The sequence below is a fragment of the Hymenobacter aerilatus genome (assembly GCF_022921095.1).
GTDB lineage: Bacteria > Bacteroidota > Bacteroidia > Cytophagales > Hymenobacteraceae > Hymenobacter > Hymenobacter aerilatus.
In genome coordinates this window covers 2,009,062-2,027,270 of sequence record NZ_CP095053.1, presented here as the reverse complement: position 1 = coordinate 2,027,270, position 18,209 = coordinate 2,009,062, and the positions used below count along the sequence as shown (strand labels likewise).

9 protein-coding genes and 4 tRNA genes are annotated in these 18,209 nt (G+C 53.3%); 6 read left to right on the top strand and 7 right to left on the bottom strand.

The window, feature by feature from the left end:
• The first annotated feature begins 623 nt into the window (after nt 1–623).
• From MUN82_RS08595 to MUN82_RS08580, 4 genes are all read left to right on the top strand, one after another.
• Nucleotides 624–699: transfer RNA gene (locus MUN82_RS08595), tRNA-Pro, on the top strand.
• A 71-nt stretch (nt 700–770) separates the two neighbouring features.
• Nucleotides 771–841: transfer RNA gene (locus MUN82_RS08590), tRNA-Gln, on the top strand.
• A 2-nt stretch (nt 842–843) separates the two neighbouring features.
• A tRNA-His gene (locus MUN82_RS08585) sits at nt 844–915 on the top strand.
• 5 nt (nt 916–920) lie between these two features.
• Nucleotides 921–999, top strand: a tRNA-Leu gene (locus MUN82_RS08580).
• A gap of 370 nt (nt 1,000–1,369) precedes the next feature.
• On the opposite strand, the gene MUN82_RS08575 is transcribed toward MUN82_RS08580, so the two are convergent.
• Complete coding sequence (locus MUN82_RS08575; protein ID WP_245096668.1) at nt 1,370–2,602, bottom strand: tyrosine-type recombinase/integrase; 1,233 nt, start codon at nt 2,600–2,602, stop codon at nt 1,370–1,372.
• 447 nt (nt 2,603–3,049) lie between these two features.
• Nucleotides 3,050–4,276 carry an HD domain-containing protein gene (locus MUN82_RS08570; protein WP_245096666.1) on the bottom strand — a complete coding sequence of 409 codons (1,227 nt, stop codon included), beginning with the start codon at nt 4,274–4,276 and terminating at the stop codon, nt 3,050–3,052.
• Nucleotides 4,277–4,606: 330 nt separating this feature from the next.
• On the opposite strand from MUN82_RS08570, the gene porX reads away from it, so the two are divergent.
• On the top strand, nt 4,607–6,172 hold the full coding sequence (gene porX, locus MUN82_RS08565; protein ID WP_245096665.1) for a T9SS response regulator signal transducer PorX: 1,566 nt from the start codon (nt 4,607–4,609) through the stop codon (nt 6,170–6,172).
• Nucleotides 6,173–6,328: 156 nt separating this feature from the next.
• Nucleotides 6,329–7,471, top strand: coding sequence for a TlpA disulfide reductase family protein (locus tag MUN82_RS08560; RefSeq protein ID WP_245096663.1), 1,143 nt, complete (start codon nt 6,329–6,331; stop codon nt 7,469–7,471).
• Nucleotides 7,472–7,582: 111 nt separating this feature from the next.
• On the opposite strand, the gene MUN82_RS08555 is transcribed toward MUN82_RS08560, so the two are convergent.
• The 5 genes from MUN82_RS08555 to MUN82_RS08535 all read right to left on the bottom strand — a co-directional run bounded on the left by MUN82_RS08555 (nt 7,583) and on the right by MUN82_RS08535 (nt 18,191).
• Complete coding sequence (locus tag MUN82_RS08555; RefSeq protein ID WP_245096661.1) at nt 7,583–9,073, bottom strand: RagB/SusD family nutrient uptake outer membrane protein; 1,491 nt, start codon at nt 9,071–9,073, stop codon at nt 7,583–7,585.
• A 13-nt stretch (nt 9,074–9,086) separates the two neighbouring features.
• On the bottom strand, nt 9,087–12,230 hold the full coding sequence (locus MUN82_RS08550) for a SusC/RagA family TonB-linked outer membrane protein (RefSeq protein WP_245096659.1): 3,144 nt from the start codon (nt 12,228–12,230) through the stop codon (nt 9,087–9,089).
• 914 nt (nt 12,231–13,144) lie between these two features.
• Nucleotides 13,145–14,062, bottom strand: coding sequence for a bestrophin family protein (locus MUN82_RS08545; protein ID WP_245096657.1), 918 nt, complete (start codon nt 14,060–14,062; stop codon nt 13,145–13,147).
• A 77-nt stretch (nt 14,063–14,139) separates the two neighbouring features.
• Nucleotides 14,140–16,617 carry an outer membrane beta-barrel protein gene (locus MUN82_RS08540; protein ID WP_245096656.1) on the bottom strand — a complete coding sequence of 826 codons (2,478 nt, stop codon included), beginning with the start codon at nt 16,615–16,617 and terminating at the stop codon, nt 14,140–14,142.
• Between the two features lie 317 nt (nt 16,618–16,934).
• Nucleotides 16,935–18,191 (bottom strand): pyridoxal phosphate-dependent aminotransferase, encoded by a 1,257-nt coding sequence (locus tag MUN82_RS08535; RefSeq protein ID WP_245096654.1) that lies wholly within the window; start codon nt 18,189–18,191, stop codon nt 16,935–16,937.
• Nucleotides 18,192–18,209 lie beyond the last annotated feature (18 nt).

Sequence of the window (18,209 nt, the reverse complement as noted above, 5' to 3'; positions counted from 1 at the left end):
GTATATTTGGGTAAGGTCGGCATCGAGCCGTTTACTCATTAAATGCACAGGCCGCCTGATCAACGGCAAACGCGGGGCTTCGTTTTCGGACAGGTCGTTATCCGCCATGTAGGGGTTTGGACTTGCCCTATACCATCATCAAGACACTACAGACGGTAGTGTTCTATACAGGTATAGAGAGGTTGCCATGAATGTCAAACAGTGGCGCGAATAAGTAGGGCTACTCCGCAAAAGCGTGCCTACCAGCCTCTCTACTTTTAACAATCTATAGCCTACCGAAGCCCTATGTTGCAACATGGGAGGTTAGTAGGGGCTGTGGGTTGGGGTTGCGAGCCGGCACCATAGCCGGGGTAGTAGTCCTCCGGGTGTTGTGCGCAAGCCTCACCCTTTTATCACAGACACCCCGACCCAACCGGCCGGGGTGTTTTGCTTTGTAAAATAAAGTTGCCAACGCATGCAACTTATATAATAGGATGCGTATATTTGTGCGTTATGAAATTCTTCGCTCTACAGCCGCAGCATCAACTCCCCACTAGCCTGGGCCGGATGCCTGTTGCCTAATAAGTAGAAGTACTTCATCGCGACGCACCCGGCCCAACAAGGTCGGGTTTTTTGTTTTTCATCGGGTAGTAGAGGAGTCAGGTTTATCTCATCCGCCTTGGAAGCGGAGGCACGCAAGTTCGAATCTTGCCTACCCGACGTGGTTTTCTTACAGTGGGCTTTCCGAGAAATAAAAGCTACTGCTGACAGATGGGGAAAGACCCATACATTGCCGGATCGTCTAATGGCAGGACGACACCCTTTGAAGGTGTTTATCGTGGTTCGACCCCACGTCCGGCAACTGTGCTAGTAGCTCAACTGGAAGAGCGCCCGCCTGTGCAGCGGGAGTTACGGGTTCGGTTCCCGTCTAGCACCCTTTTGCGCTAGTGGCGTAATGGTAGCCGCGCCGGTCTTAGAAACCGGTCTTTACGGGTGGGGGTTCGAGTCCCTCCTAGCGCACAAGAAAGCCCCTGTCATACGATAGGGGCTTTTGTATTACTCCTGCACCACCTGCACCTTCACTAGATGCCGACGCAAGGCCCTAGCTGGCATCCAGTACCGGCGTCCGTCTTTGAATAACAGGAACCCTATTGAGCCGTTCTTGCGCTGCTTTCTGATGTGGTGGATTCGGCGTTTACGCCCTCTTCCGTCGGTGTAATCAAGTCGTACAAGGCGGTTCCAACAGTCTACGGCATAGCCATCAAAGGGAGGACGTAGACGCCAGCGTAGTTCTTGTTCCGTCGGTGGTCGGTCGGGTGGTTCATACCAAGAGTGAGGGAGGTGGAGGCCGCGGGTATAGTGGTGTAGATAGTAGTGCATATATCATAGTTTAAAAGCTATCGTAGACGTTTGCGGCTGCGTCGTTTATCTGCTCTGGCAGCATCTTGCGCAAGTAGGTTTCGGTTTGGCGATAGGTGGAATGTCCCAACACATGCTGCGCTGCCCGTATATCTCCGTTGTTGGCCTCTACTGTTAACACGGCCATTGTGTGCCGGGCTGTGTGCGGGTGGACATGTTCAGGCAACCCCAAATTTTTGCAAAGCGTGTACAGCCTCCGTAGAATCCGCACGTTCGCAGCCCGGTTTTGGACGTGGCGCTGGTTCAGCGTCAAAGAGAAAAAATCAGGTGGCAGAATCGGGAAGATCAAGTCATTGCCTGCCGCGCTTGAATGATGATAGCGCAGTAGAAGGGGTAACAATGGACCTTTGAGCGCGATGGTCTTTTCGGGGCCGCTTTTCATGGCTTTGTACTTGACTTCGCCTTTCGTGAAATCTACATTCTGCCAGCGGAGCTGCATCACGGCTGAAACCCGCGAACCATGCAGGTAAAAACACGCCATGTAAATATCCCGCGCCAACGCTTGTTTTGGCGGCAACGCCGCTTCCTGCATCACCAGTAATTGTTCTTTCGTGAGCACGGTACGCTTCCGCCCACTGTGGCGCGGGAGGCGCAATCCGAAGAAGGGGCGGAAAGACCGCCGAGTGTGCGGCCAAGCTTTGACACGGTTCCACATAGCAGTAAGCGCCGAGAGGTAGGTTCTGGCAGAAGACGAAGCCATTTGCCCCGCTAACCACAGGCCAAAGGCGTCCCGGCGATCTTCCGTAAAAGAAGCCGCGGGCAGGTGGCCAGGCCCGTGCCACTTCCTTAGCAAGGCAGCAGCACGGGTAAACGGTTGAAGTGTACTTTGATTGGCGTGTTGATAGTGCGTCGCTAGGATGCGGTCCAAGGCAGCGAGTAGACACGTAGTGGCGTCTTCATCGGGCATAATGCCCCGCATTTCCTTGGCAACGTTTAGGGCAGTTCGTTGGGATTTAGGTAGACTGTTTTTGGCTTGCCGAGCATCGGCTTTCAGTTCTTCGAGTAGATCGTTGTCCTTGTCTACCGTCGCTTGCTTGCGCCGAGTAGGAAGAATGGTTTCAGTGGCTTGGTCCCATTCGTCGGGGAAGAGCCGGATTTCGCTACTGTACTCTGCACGTTTGCCATATAAAGTGATCCGTAAGCTGACTGGGGCTTTCCCAGCCTTGTTAATTTTGTGGAGCTTCAGCCACAGCTTCAGCTTCATAAGATGCGTAGTTCGCATAGTCCCAAGCCGCAGGAATAGGGCGGCGGGGACGGTTGTGTATAGAATAAGAGCGGACAGAGCGAGGAAGCAGACCTATACCCAAGGCTTGGGATAGTTCTACTAATAATGTAAATAGTATCATATATAGTATATGGTAAACTGAATATTGATAAGAAAGTACAGAGATTCCCCCACATCCTACAAATGCGATGATTCTTAGGGCCGGGTAACGGTTTAGGGGGTGTGGAAGGGGGTATCGCCAGGGTAACGCGAAGCATGGCAAAAACAGAAAAGGGCTTAAAAAACCAAACCCACCGCATTTTAGGGGTGGGTCTTCTGCAAGCGCTACTGGGAAAATAACATAGCGGACAAAATTAGAGAAATATCCCTTTTTCTACTGTGAGTGTGGCCTAGTTAACCGCAAGCTCAGCAACTAGCTGTTAGTCACTACATAATCTCCTTGGGGTAGCAGAGGTAGTGCTTTTCTACCCGCTGGCTGAGGGCACGTATATTGGGCAGGTCCGACGCTTCAGCCACATTTACCACACGGCCGCGCTTGGTAAGCACGTCAATGGTTTCGCCCACAGCGTCGTAGGCGTTGTTGCTGATGCGGCCGTGCAGCATGAGTAGCGCAGCCTCGTTGGTGGGTAACTGGAAATGCTCGGCAATCAACTCCGTCACCCCCAGCTTGAAGTCTTCATCAAACGGTTCAGCTTGCAAACTTATTTTAAATAGGTGACGGTTCAGAATGCTGCTGGCCATGTAGCTGAGCACTTTATCGGGATGAGTAGCCCACTGCTTCACCGCGCCCCAGATGTCGTAGTCGTCGAGCTGCACGAAGCGCTGCAAGATGCTGTCGTCGGCCTCGAACTCGCGGATGCTCACCGGCCGACTCAGGAAATACTGCAGGCACGACGACGCGCCTACCTCCTGCCCGGAGCGGGCCAGGTCGCGGGCACGCTGCACAATCCGAATCACCATCTGCTCAGCCGACGTGACGGTTTTGTGCAGATACACTTGCCAATACATCAGGCGGCGGCTCACCAGAAAGTTCTCGATGCTATACACGGCTTTCTCTTCCAGCACCAGCTTTTCGTCCACTACCGTCAGCATTTTGATGAGGCGGTCGGCGCCGGGCCTACCCTCCTGTACGCCCGTGTAGAAGGAGTCGCGGTTGAGGTAGTCGAGGCGGTCCATATCCAGCTGGCTGCTTACCAGTTGGTGAAAGAACGGGCGGGGGTAAGAACCCTGAAAAATCTGAATGGCAAGGTCGAGCCGCCCGTCAAACTCCGTATTCAGCCGTTGCATCAAGTACAACGAAAGCTGCTCGTGCGGCACTCCATCAAAAATACTGTGTTCCAGCGCGTGTGAGAGCGGGCCGTGGCCGATGTCGTGCAGCAGGATGGCAATCATGGCCGCCTCTCCTTCCTTGGCCGAAATCTTTACACCCTTGTCCTTCAACGAGCGCAACGCCAACGACATGAGGTGCATGGCACCCAGCGCGTGGTGAAAGCGCGTATGTAGCGCCCCCGGATACACGAAGCTGGTGAGACCTAACTGCTGAATCCGCCGCAACCGCTGGAAGTACGGATGCTCAATCAGGTCAAACAGCAGCTCCGTAGGAATGGTCACAAAGCCATATACAGGGTCGTTGAAAATTTTTTTCTTATTCATAGTAGGGCGTAGCGCCAAGCTTCAAGTTCGTGCTGTATAGCTACTATTGGTGTTGGCGGTGCGGGGCATTTGTAAAAGCTCAACGCTACTACTTTGCACTGGTTGCTAACTATTTTCGGTTTTCCCGGGTTGATAATAGGGTAGAAGAATATAGGCTTGCCTTAATTTTCTTACAACCCAAACTGCCGAATTAACGGTAAAGCTACTCACGAAACGGTAGCTGCTGGCTTGCCAGAAGGCATTTCTCGCGACTGCGCGACAATGCAAGGCTGCACCAGTTCGTTCAACAAGGCGCAAAGCAATAGTTTGCGCTGCCATTCTAAGACCCCTATGCAATACTCTATTCTCTGGGCCGACGACGAAATCGACTTGCTCAAACCCCACATTCTCTTTCTTAAGGAAAAAGGCTACGACGTGACCGGCGTGAATTCCGGTGCGGATGCCATTGAGGAAATCCAGGAGAAAACCTACGATCTAGTATTTTTGGATGAGAATATGCCCGGCCTCACCGGCCTCGAAACCCTCACCGAAATCAAGGCGATAAAGCCGACCGTGCCGGTAGTGATGATTACCAAGAGCGAGGAGGAGCATATTATGGAAGAGGCCATCGGCAGCAAGATTGCCGATTACCTTATCAAGCCCGTGAACCCCAACCAGATTTTGCTGTCGGTGAAGAAGGTGCTGGATAATAAGCGCCTAGTGTCGGAGAAAACGAACAGCAGCTACCAGCGTGATTTCCGCCAGCTGGGCATGCAGCTTGGCGACCGGCTCTCGCCCTCGGAATGGGCCGATGTATATAAGAAATTGGCATATTGGGAGTTGGAGATTGACGAGACGGAAGGCAAGAGCATGGCCGATGTGTTCAACATGCAGAAGGACGAGGCTAACACGTACTTCGGCCGCTTCATCACCGAGAACTACGAGGATTGGGTGAACGGCGACGATGAGGACGCCCCGCTCATGTCGCACCAGCTCTTCAAGGAGCGCGTGTTTCCGCTGCTAAAGGAAACCGGCGATACGCCCGTATACTTTGTGCTCATCGACAACCTGCGCTACGACCAGTGGAAGATTCTGGAGCCCATCATAGCCGATTTGTTCACCGTGGATTCGGAGGAGATGTACTATTCCATCCTCCCCACCACCACGGCCTACGCACGCAACGCCATCTTCTCGGGCATGATGCCGGGTGAGATTCAGAAGAAATACCCCAACCTGTGGGTGAACGACGACGACGACGAGGGCAAAAACCTGCACGAGGCGGAGTTCATGGAAATCAACTTCCAGCGCGCCAACCAGAAGCACAAGCACAGCTACAACAAGGTAACCAACTTGCAGGCCGGCAAGGACTTGTTGGGCAAAATGGCTAACCTGCACAACAACTACAAGCTCAACGTCATCGTCTACAACTTCGTGGACATGCTCTCCCACGCCCGCACCGACATGGCCATGATTCGGGAGCTGGCCGCCGACGAGTCGGCGTACCGGAGCATTACCCGCTCGTGGTTTCTGCACTCGCCGCTGTATGAGATGCTGCAAACCATTGCCGAGAAAAAGGGCAAGCTCATCATCACCACCGACCATGGCACCATCCGCGTGAAGCGCCCCTACAAGATTGTGGGCGACCGGAATACGAACACCAACCTGCGCTATAAGCACGGCAAAAACCTGGGCTTCGACGATTCCCGCGACGTATACGTGGTGCGCAAGCCCGAGCGCATTTTCCTACCCCGCGAAAACGTGAGCACTGCCTACGTCTTCACTGTGGGCGACTACTTCTTCGCCTACCCCAACAACTACAACTACTACGTGAATTACTACAAGGACACATTCCAGCACGGGGGCATCTCGCTGGAGGAGTGTATCATCCCCTACATCACCCTCACAGCGAAAGGGTAGGGAAGAGTAGCAGCAATGCGTAGCGCCGCGTCAGCACCGACAGTAAGATTCTGTTGGTGCTGACGCGGCGCTTTTCATTATATGAGAAATAGTATATTGTATATTCAGTTATTACCGTTTAGTATTCTATAAATCAACCAACTACCCTATTAGCTCATGAGAAATTCGTTTATGAAAATTAGCCTGCTCGCTTGCTTGTGTGCTTGCGCCAAAGAAAAACCTGCTAACGAAATTATCGTCGAAGGCAATATCAAGAACATGCCGGATGGTAAAGTATACTTAGCCGACGCCTACCAATACGACATTTTGCTTGATTCGACGGAGTGCAAGGATGGGCACTTTATTTTTAAGTTGAAACCGGATTCTGCATTCACGCCTAGTATGGTATCTATTCATTACACCAACGATATACCATATGACTCCACAGATAGGGAGCAGTATTACAAAAGGCTAGGGTATCGGATGCTAGCGTTTTATAACTACACAAAAGGCGCGGATAGCTTAAAATACTACCACACAGCCTTTTTCTTAGAAAAAGGGCGTACAAAATTAGGAGGTGATCTGCAAGGTGATAAAATAAGGGTATATGGTAGTAAAGAAACCAGCCTTATGTACAGTCTGAATAGGGCAGATTTTGGTTGGTTAGGTAACAGTGAAGGAGAAAAACGGGCAGCTAGAATCAAGTTTTTTACAAATAAAATCAGAGCGAACCCTTACTCTTACTACCTTATAAAGGAGATATATAACGCGAAAGAACAATATTCCGAGCAGGAGCTACGCGAGATTCTAGCGCTGTTCACCCCAGACGTGCAGGCATCCGCTTTTGGTGCGAAAGTCAAACAATATCTAGCAAATAGGGTAGATCCGGATCAGCCCTACCCCAATATGTCCTTTGCGAAACCTGACAAGCAGCAAGGATGGATGATGGACAACGGTGCCAAGGTAAACATGCTCGTGTTTTGGGCCAGCTGGTGCGGCCCGTGCCGCCAAGAGATACCCCAGTTGAAAGAACTCTACACCGAGTATAAAGACCGAGGTGTGAACTTGGTTAGTGTTTCCATCGATGAGCAACCAGAAAGCTGGCAGAAGGCGTTGGGCCAGGAGCAGATGGGATGGCAGCAACTCATCGTCGACAAAGAGCAGATCGAATCGGTGCAGCAAAAATTCAATTTCAGCGCTATTCCTCTAGTTATTCTAGCTGACAGTAGGGGTAAAGAGATACGAAGATTTGTGGGATACGCGGAGAACAATCCGCAGCTATACCGGGCCGCACTGAACGATAAGGTAGGAGCTAAGTAAGCCACACAACGAAAAAGGCCGTTGCACGATTCGTGCAACGGCCTTCGCCTTTTCAAGCCAAACGGCTAACCATATTGTGTGAATTTCTTTGTCAGCAGAAAGGTAGAACCTCTACAGTGGGTTCTGCACAATGGCTTTGTTTACGTTGATTTCAGACTGCGGGAACAGGAACTGCCATTCCTTCGCGCCGGGCTCCACTCTGAGGTTGCCTACGCGAATTGCCCAGGCAAACTGCTCGAGGTGGTTTGCGCCTGTCCGGTTTAGTGGGCTGTTGGTGCGCTTGAGGTCCAGGAAGCGGAAACCTTCGCCCCACAGCTCTACCCGGCGTTGGGTAAGAATTTCGTCTACCAGCGCCTGGCCCGTCTTGGTAGAGCGCACGTATTGTGGGTCGCGGGCACTCACAAGCGTGAACAGGGTAGCGGCAGCAGCGGCATTGTTCTGCCGGGCTTGCGCCTCTGCCAAGATCAGGTACAACTCAGCCAAACGCATGTGTGGTACGTCGCCGATGCTCAGGCTGGGATCAGCTACCAGAAACTTCTTCTGGCCATACTTTGCTTTCACACCGTTGGCAGGAGCCGGAATACTGGTACCCGCTGGGTCCCACAACTGCCGGCGAACGTCGGTAGTGGGCAGCTGGTCGTAGAGAACCGAGTTGATTTTCTTTGGATTCTGCCGGATAGCGGTCGAGTTAAAGTTGGCCGACATGTAGGCGAAGAACGAGTAGAAGTAGTTGGTCTGGTCGGCCTGCATCTTGCTACCCCATATCCACTCCGGGTTATCCACATTGTTGAAGCCGCTCGTGTACTGCGTCCGGCTCATCAGGGTGGCGCCGCTCTGCTGAATGGCTTCCTGCGCAAACTTCGCGGCATCCGCCCAGTTTTGCTGCGCCAGGGCTACCCGGGCTTTGATGCCTTTGGCTACGGCTGCATTGAAGTGGGATTTGGCAGGGCGAGCACCCAGGCCGGTCAGCGTCGTGATAGCATCGTCCAGATCCTTGTTCACCTGGGCGTACACATCTTTCACAGTGGCTCGGGGCTGGCCCTCTGTGGTGTTCGTAGTCATTAGCGGCACGCCTAGCTGGGTATTGTCCTTGCTGGCATCGTACCGTTCCCCAAACACTTGCACCAGTTGGAAGTGCGCCCAGGCACGGTATACCAAGGCCTCACCAATCACCATTTTCTTGTCCGCTTCGGGTCCGGTTGCATTCTCCAGCCCGTTGATGAGCATGTTAGCATTGGAGATGATGCGGTAATAGAAATAGTACCAGGCATGGTTGTAAGAAGATGTCGAGGCCGCATTGCGGTGCGAAATCCAGTTGTGCTCAGAAGCCCACCAGCTGGTACCCAATGTCTGCACCCAGTCTTCTCCTAGGGCATCCATCATAATTTTCATCGACCCTTCTCCGCCCTGGTTTTGGCTGCTGTTATGCTGCAAATACAGTATCCGGTGGATACCGTTCAAGGCCGCCATAGCGTTCTTCGTATTGGTAAGAACGTCTTCCTCGGTTACGGCACTAGTAGGTGCCGTATCTAGATAATCCTTATCGCAGGAGGAAAACACTAAGGCGCTAGCTAAGAAAGCGCTATATATCGTCTTTTTCATTACTAAGTAGTTACTACAAAGAGAGGTTCATCCCCAGCGAAAGTACACGGGCGGGCAGGTACACGGCCGACGTAGTACCGGAGAAAGCCTGCGCCACGTTCATGCCTTTGCGCTTGGTAATCAGCGCCAAGTTCTCGCCGGTAGCGAAAATGTTCACGTTACGCAGCTTGAGGCGGGTCATAAGGGGGGCAGGCAGGTTGTAGCCCAACGACACTGACCGGAAATTGAGGTAGGAGGCATCGGTTAGCCAACGATCTGAAGCCGCAGCTAAGTTCACGGTGTTGCCCACTTGCATGCGAGGCACATTAGTGATGTCACCAGGGTTCTGCCAGCGGTTCAGCATGTCTGTGTGCATGGCATCACCGTAGCTGCCATGGTTCATCAAACTGGCGTACTGGCTATCGTAGAACTTGCCACCTACGGAGTAGGTCAGCAGGGCCGACAGAGTGAAGCCTTTGTATGTGAACGTATTGGTGATACCACCCGAGAACTTTGGAATGGCCGTGCCAGCGTAGTGGTAGCGGGCATTGTTGGCGCTTGAGGTCACAGTATCGCCACCAATGATTTTGCTGTTGCTCTCGTTATACGAGATAGCGCGGTACAGCGCGTCGCCATTATCCGGGTCAACACCGTAGTATTCACGCAGCCAGAATTCCTGCAGGCTCCGGCCTTTTTTCAGCTTCTTGGTACCCGATACCAGCTCTTCATAGGGTAGGCGCGTAATCTCGTTTTTATAGGTGGTCCAGTTTACATCCAGATTCCAGTTGAAGGTACTGGTTTTAATGATGTCTCCGGCTAGGCGAAGCTCAATACCTCGGTTATACATTGCTCCTACGTTCTCGATGCGGTTGGCTACCCCACTGGAAAGTGGCAACTGCACTTCAAACAACAGGTCTTTCGATGTCCGGTTGAAATACTCAATCGAGCCATTCAAGCGGTTCTGGAACAAAGCAAACTCAAGCCCGGCATCGAAGCTGTTGTTCTTTTCCCACACTAGGTTTCTGTTGCCTAGAGTTGCTTGCGAGAAGCCTGGTTCTGCGGCGTTGTTCTGACCCAGAGTATAGAGCGCCTGCCAAGCGTAGAAGTTATTCCCGTCTGAATTATTCAGGTTTTCGTTTCCTACCTGTCCATAAGAAGCGCGTAGCTTCACCATGTCAGCCCAAGTAGGCATCGTGAAAAACTTCTCCTTGTCTAGACGCCAGGAGCCGCCTACAGACCAGAAGCTACCCCAACGTACATCCTTATAAAAACGTGAGGAACCGTCCCGCCGGTACGAACCAGATACTGTATAGCGGTCATCAAATGTATAGTTTGCCCGACCAAAGAAGGACTCAATCCGGTGCTCCTGCAGGTAGGTATTGAAGTTGTTGATGGTGTTGAAGTTCTGCAGCTCCGTGTTATTCGGCACTACCTCACCCGATTTAGAACCAGTTAGATAGTCATAGTTTCGGCTGTAGTTCTCGTGGCCCACCAGTGCTTCCACGGTGTGTACTCCGCCAAACGTCTTGTTATAGTTCAGCAGCTGGTTGGCAGTGTAGCTCGTCAGGTTGTAGATCGTCCGACCAGCGCGGCCAGCGGGGGCACCGTCGCCTACTACCGTATTTTCGTAGGTCTGCTCCTCGTAGTTGGTAATATCTATCGCAAAGTTGCCCGTGAATTTGAAGTCTTTCAGGAAGGTGATTTCCCCGTAGGTTCTACCACCCAGTACATTGCGACGGTAGAGGTAGTTGTTCCACTCGGTTTCAGCTACGATATGACGGCCAGGATACACCGGACGGGTCATGGTAGGAGAGGAGCCGCCGATGTCATATATTTTTTGGCCATTGGCATCCAATACATACGCTCCCGTTGTGGGGTCGTGCTGGTGCACAGGGTAGATGGGACCAATGCCGCGGCTGAAGAAGAACGGATTTACAAAGCCCGTAGCACTGCCGGTGTTAGCCTGGTTGGAGTTGGTGAGCGTGTAATTTATGTTTGCGCCAGCCTTGAACCATTTGGTTAGGTTGGTATTCACGTTCAGACGGCCGGAAAAACGCTCGAAGTCCGACTTGATCACGTAGCCTTTCTCGTTCAGGTAGCCCAGCGAAACGTAGTAGTCGCTTTTCTCCGAGCCGCCGTTGAAGCTGGCCGTGTAGTCAGAGCGGGAGCCGGTCCGGCTCAGCGCTTTTTCCCAGTTCAGATCATCACCCCACAGCAGCTGTGCGTTGGGGTTCAGAGTGCCATCTGTGCCTACAATCTGGTTGTCGGGCACATTGAAGGGGTTGTAGCCCAGCAGGCTTTTGATCGTGTTGGTAGCGCGCTGATTGGCCTGCTCGCGGGTAACAGTTCCACTAACAAGGCTGTTGCGGTAAGCTTCCCACATCATGGGGTAATACTGCTGCGCATTCACGCGGCTGTACTCCGGAATTGCCCGAGAAGAAACGCCTTGCAATGCCCGCACGTTCACCTGTACTCGGTCTTTCTTGCCGCGCTTGGTGGTAATCATTACTACCCCGTTCGTAGCGCGCGAGCCATAAAGAGCAGTGGAGGCGGCATCTTTCAAAATAGAGATGCTCGCAATGTCTTCCGTATTTAAATTAGACAGTCCTGCCGTGTAGGGCACCCCATCTACTACATATAGCGGAGAATTTGAGTAGTTCACAGAGCTAAAGCCTCGAATACGGATATCGGGACCATCTCCTGGCTGACCGGAGCCACCAGCAACCTGTACACCTGCAGCTTGGCCGGCAATGGCGTTCGTAACGTTCGTTACGGGACGCTGCGACAGTTTCTCGGCTCCGATTTTAGCCACGGAACCGGTATACGTAGCAGGGTCGGCCGTACCGTATGCTACCACTACTACTTCATCCAGGTTCTGGGTGTCGCCAGTCAGCGCTACATTCAGCGCAGATTGGTTGCCAACCGAAACTTCTTTATTGATATAGCCAATGAAGGTGAATACCAGCGTTGCTTCGCCGGCTGGAACATCAATGCTGTAGCTGCCAGTTGCATCCGTAGGGGCCGCTGTGGCTGTGCCTTTGAGGCGAACGGTTACGCCCGGCAACGCTTCGCCAGTGGTAACGTCCGTCACTCGTCCTGTTACAGTTCTGTTCTGTGCCCACGCCTGCGTTAGCAGCGCCAGCATCAAAACAAAGCTGAGAAGTAGTGTTTTCTTCATGCAGAGTTGGAATTAGGAATTAAGTAGGTGATTGAAGTTCGTTTGTAGCGCATCGCTACTTCTAAAATCCGGGTGTAGCTGCTTTCAGTAGAAAACAGGCTGTAGTCCTGACTAGTCAGGGAACGGCTGGCTGATCCTGTGAAGAGCTAATAGCTTGCTTTCGTAGCTCTGCCTCATGAAAAAGGGAGAAGTAACGCGTAAGCAGCTTGTGCAATCTGCTACCTCGGTACTACGGCCAGCAGAGTTGTATAAGCCTATGTGGTGAATACAGGAAATGACTTCCTTGAACCAGTGAAATATGGTTATTGCCACTCCTGAAACGGCAATAGCTGGAAGCCGTTTATGCGTGGCTTTCACCAGCGATATGCTACGCTTACATACACAAACTGCGACTTGTAAATGGAAGTGCTAGTAGTGAAAGCAAGAGTATGATTTTGCTCATCAAAGCTTCATTATTCGTTTGACAGTATTTCAATAGATGTTGCTAATTAAGGCGATAATGCTAAAAAAGTCTACTTTTTACAGAAGTTTTTTCTTTTGTATTACCTCAATGTTAAGTTGATTTTATCGCTGTTTGTTTTGTAAATAATTGTTTATAAGCTGTTTATAAGTATAAATTTAATTTACGACAGTCAGTTCGTATCGATTGCCATTATAGCATCTTGCCATAAGTACGACCTATTTCGTATTCAATCTATGCAAGTGGTGCTTATGTTACCCAATGTGAGGATGTTAGCAATACACGAAGATTCGAATTTCGTTTTTCTGCTCGATAGGGAGGGTGCTCAGCTATCAATTTAGCTTAAACAGGATGATCCTGCGAGAGTGTTCTGCAAAGTATAGATGTGGCAATAAATACAAGGGCCGATCCTCTACAGAATCGGCCCTTGTACTTAATAAACGCGTTAGGCTGATTACATCAGATAAAACGTGTTTGAGACTACTGGCGTGGGAATATCGTCTTTGTGCTCTTCCAGCAGTTGTCGTAGATTGATTTCAATGGTGCGGGCTACGGCTGTCATGGGCGTGTCGGTGGGTTTGTTGCTGAAAGGATCCTGCAGATAACGGGCCGTGCGCTCGAGCAGCAGAAAGGCAACTGCAATGGTCATTAGCATAGGAATTTCCCAAAAACCTATGGTTTCCACCAGACCCAATGACAGCGTAATCAGAAATAGATAAATCAGAAGGTAGATCAACTGGCGGTAGCTGGCCGGGAATACGGTGTTTTTGATTCGTTCGGCGCCGCCCATCGACTCGGTGTAGCGCACTACGGTATTGTCGAGCTGCACTTGCTGGAAAGCATTGATTATTTCCTTTTGATAGAGTTCTTTGGTGTGCGCTGTGTGCAAAGCCAAAATTCCGACAGGTTTGTTACTGTGTTTTCGCAGGTAAGCCAGATCCTGCTCCGAGAGAAACGTATCGAGACCCTCCAATGCATCCAGGCCGCGCAAAGACTGCCCCAGACTGTAGCACCAGGCTATCTGGCGATAGGCAAAGGCGTGTAGGGGTGAGCCAAGGGTAGGGCTGCGCAGTAAGTCGTTGGGCACGAAGTGCAGGATCTGCAGCACCAGCATCCGCGAGTCGTTCACGATGGCGCCCCACATCTTGCGTGCCTCCCACCACCGGTCGTACGACTGGTTGAGATTGAAGGCCAGCAGCAGCGAAATCAAGCTGCCCAGAATGGTAGGCAGTTGCAGTGGAATCTGGGGGAGATAGTCGCCGAGAAAATACTTCAGGAGCTGAAAAGAAACGGAAATAATCAGCACCCGAATGACATCGGGCCATATGCGCTTGAGGATATAGCCAACGGGCAATTTGGTGTCGAGGAGCATGGAGGGGAGGAGTTACGTGTACGTCCTCCCTTACACGCAAAGCCGTGCGAGTAGTTGTGCCGATCAGGCTTTCATCCTTAGAAGCCTCCTGTGCGGCGCAGTTCCGCGTCGGCCCCTACCGTACGTTTGCGGGCGGCCGTGACTTTGCTACCCCCAAAGCGGTACGTAAAAGCCAGGGTAGCGACGCGACTGTCAAAACGGTTGTAGAAGGTTTCCCGAAAGTTGTCGTAGGTGGAGGTAGAGCGGATGGGCGTGGTGTAGAAAACGTCCGACACATTCAGGCGCAACGTGGCCTGTTTGTCCCACAGAGACTTCTGCACGCCAGCCGTGACCTGCCCGCGTCGGCGCACTACCTCGAACGCCGCTACCTCCCGCGACTGGTACAGGCCCGTTACATCTGCCGACCAGCCGCGCCCAAAACTGAAGCTCTGGTTGGTGTTGAACGTGAAGGCCGGGCGGCCCCGGTCGAGGGCGGTGCCGGCCAGACTGCCTAAGTAACGGCCATAGAATAGCACCAAGTTGTTGTACATGGTCCAGCTCCTGCTGATTTCTACGGGGGCCGTGAGCGTAAGCGAGAAGAAGTGCAGCTTGCCTAAGTTAGTAAACTGGTTCACCACTGTGCGGCCGCCTTCGGGGGCAGGCTGCACTACATTCTGAATCAGATTGCTGGTGCGGGCGTATCCCAGGGTACTGGTATACTTCTCGTGAAAGGTATGCGTCAGCTCCAGGTCGTAGCTGGTCTGGGGCCGCAACGCCGGGTTGCCCGACTGGTACGACGTAGCATCAAAGTACACGCGTAGCGGGTTGAGCTGCCCGTAGCTGGGGCGGTCGAGGCGGCGGCTGAGCGAGAGGGCCAGCGCGTGCTGCTCCGAGAGCGTCCGCTTCACCGACAGGTTTGGGAACAGCTGAAAGTAGTGCCACTCGTACCGCTCGTTGCCCACCGACTGCCGGCTCAGCGTATTCGTCTGCTCAGCTCGCAGGCCCAACTGGGTAGTAGTGCGCGCTGTAGCGCGCTGCAAACTAATATAAGCCGCATTCACGTTTTCGTTGTAGCGGAAGCGGTTGGTTTTTTCAGTATCCAGAGTAGTTTGCTCCTCTACCGTATTCGTAAATACGGCATCGTTGTCGGAGCTGATGTAGGTGACCTTGGCACCGGTTTCTAGACGGGTGCGGTAGGGTAGGAGGCGGCTGTAATCAACCTTCGCCGACTGAATGGTAACGTAGTTTTGCTGGTCGCCGTGCAGTACGCTGGTAGGAGCATCGGGCAACTCGTACACGGTTGTCAGGGCCAGTAGGCGGTCGGTGGTGTAGCGGGCTACGTCCAGGTCGGCGGTTAGTTCCGGGGCGTTGGTAGAGTCAGCAAATACGTGGCGTAGGTTGAGGTTGCCAGCGAGGTTAGGGCGTTGTACCATCTGGTCGGTGGTAGAGCGGTACTGGCCGGTCAAGCGATAGCGGGAATCAGAGGTTTCACCATAAATAAACGTTTGGTTATCACCAAAGCTAGGCGCCTCGCTCAGTAGCCCGCTCACGCTTACACCTAGCAAGGTACGATCCGATAGATTGTAGTCTAACCCTGCTTTCCAGCTATGCGACTGCAAATGGCTGGTAGTGCGGTTGAACTGCTCACTAGAACCCAACCACGCGTTGTCGTTGCTGGTAAACTGGCGGTAAAAGTCCAAGTCCAGGAAATTACGCCGGTCGGTGTAGGTGTAGTTTCCAAATACATTGAGGTTTTTGCGCCGGTGGTTCAGGGCAAGGCCCGTGGTAAACTTACCGTAGCGCCCACGCCCGTAACTGATGTTGGCAGTGCCGTTGGTACCCAAGCGCTGGTCCTTTTTCAGGCGAATGGCAATAATGCCGGCGCCACCCTGCGCATCAAACTTAGCGGGCGGATTGCTCAGCAACTCAATACTGGCAAGCTGCTCGGCGGGTAGGGCGCGCAGGTAGTCAGCCAGCTCGGTGCCGCTCAGGGGCACACGCTTGCCATCGATAAGTACTAGCAAGCCCTGGCGACCACGCAACGAGAGGTTGTCGGCGCCATCTACCGTCACGCCGGGGGCACGGCCCAGCACATCCAGCGAGGTAGCGCCGGCACTCAGCGTGCTACCCTCCACATTCACAATGGTGCGGTCGGCCTCGCGCTCATACAGAGGGCGGCGCGCTTCTACTTTCACCTCATGCAAGGTGGCGGCCGCGCTGGCCTGGAGCACGAGCGGGCTTAGGGTCTGAGACTGCCCGATTGCAGTCACCGGTTCGCTCCATACGCGGTTGTATCCTACAAGGGCCGCCGAAATCAGGTAGTTCCCCGCAAGTGCCGCGGGTAGGGCAAAGCGCCCCTGCGCATCGCAGAACTCAGTCTTAACGGCCACCGAGTCGGCGGCGCGGTGCAGCGTCACGGTGGCATACTCCAGCGGCTGCCCGCTGGCATCGCGCACAAGGCCCATGAGGGTAGGGGCAGTTTGGGCATGTACCTGCGGCACAGAAGCTACCCAGCCCAGTACAAACAAGCTCGCGAGGAAACGTTTTACCAATAGCCGCCCAACGTAGTGACGCATGAAAGAGATGGTGTTCGGGTAATGGAATAAAGCACGGGTATTGCAATAAAATCAGGTAGAGCAGAACGCAGCGCAGAGCCGATCCGGAAAGTGAGCAAATACAAGGCAGTAACTGCTACTTTGCAACGCAACGGAATTACAAGACTATGCTATTAAAAAGTAAAATCATACAACTTATGTATGTTTTTATTGATAAAAGTATAATCCCACCCTATTATACAGCTAATCGTCCATAAAACGAAATTGGCCCGGTGCAGGCGGCGCTCCGCTAGGGGAGAAGTCCGCCGGCACCGGGCCGGAAAGCGTCAGAGCGCTTCTTATTGAAGTGCATCCAAGGCGGCGCGCAGCCGCGGCAATGCCGCCTCAATTGACTCCAGCGAGGCCCCGCCTACCGACATGCGGAACCACGGGTCCGTCTCGTTGGTGCCAAACGCGCTGAATGGTACCAGCGCCAAGCGTGCCTCGCTGATTAGGTAGGAAGTCAATTCTTTCGTCGTGCTGAGCTGCTGCCCATCCGGCGTGGTTTTGCCTAATACGTCGAGCTTGGCCGTGAGGTAGATAGCACCCATCGGCACAATGGCATCTACGGGGTAGCCCTGCGCTTTCAGCGCCTGTAAGCCGTTGTACAGGGCCTGTAGGCTCTGCTGAAGCTTGTCTTTGAATGCGGGAATAAAGGCATCCACGGCCGCGTCGTTGGCGAGGTAGGCGGCGGTGGCCATTTGCTCCGCTTTGGGGGCCCAGGCGCCTACGTGGCCCAGGATAGCCTTCATCTTGTCAATTACCACTGCTGGCCCAAAGGCATAGCCCACGCGCACGCCGGTGGCAGCCAGGCACTTCGAGATGCCATCGATGTAGAGAGTGTAGTCGCGCAGCTCGGGGCGCAGGCTCACTGGGTCGAAGTGCTGAGCGTCACCGAAGGTCAGCATCCAGTAAATCTGGTCGTAGAGCAGGTAGAGCGGCTTCTCGCCGGGTTGGCGCCGCTGGTTTTCGGCTACTACCAGGTCGCAGATTTCCAGCAGGCCGTCGCGGGTGAACATGGTGCCCGTGGGGTTCAGCGGGGAGCAAAGCGCCAGCAAGGTAGCGCCCGACAGGTGCGGGGCCAGCTCGGCGGCGGTAGGCATAAAGTTGTTTTCGGGTAGGGTTTCCACTGCTATTGCCTCGGCGCCGGAGAGGTGGCAGTAGTGGTTGTTGTTCCAGGAAGGAGTAGGAAACACTACTTTGTCGCCAGGGTCTACCAGGGCCAAGTAGGTGGCGTAGATGAGCGGCCGCGAGCCGCCAGCCACCAGCAAATCGTTGGGTGAGTAGTCCAGATGCAGACGCTGGTGCAAGAAGTCGGCGGCAGCGGTGCGCAGATCCAACGTGCCGTTGGCGGGTGGGTAGTTGGTGTGGCCGGCCGCGTAGGCGTCCGTAATAGCATCGCGCAGCTGCTCCGGAATAGGGAAGATGCTGGGGGTGAAGTCGCCAATGGTGAGGTTGCAAATCTGCTCCCCCTTGCGAATCATATCGTTTACTTCGTTGCCGATCTTGATGATTTCGGAGCCGATAAGGCTGCCGGCCATGCGGGAAACTTGCATTGTGCGGGTAGTTGGGGG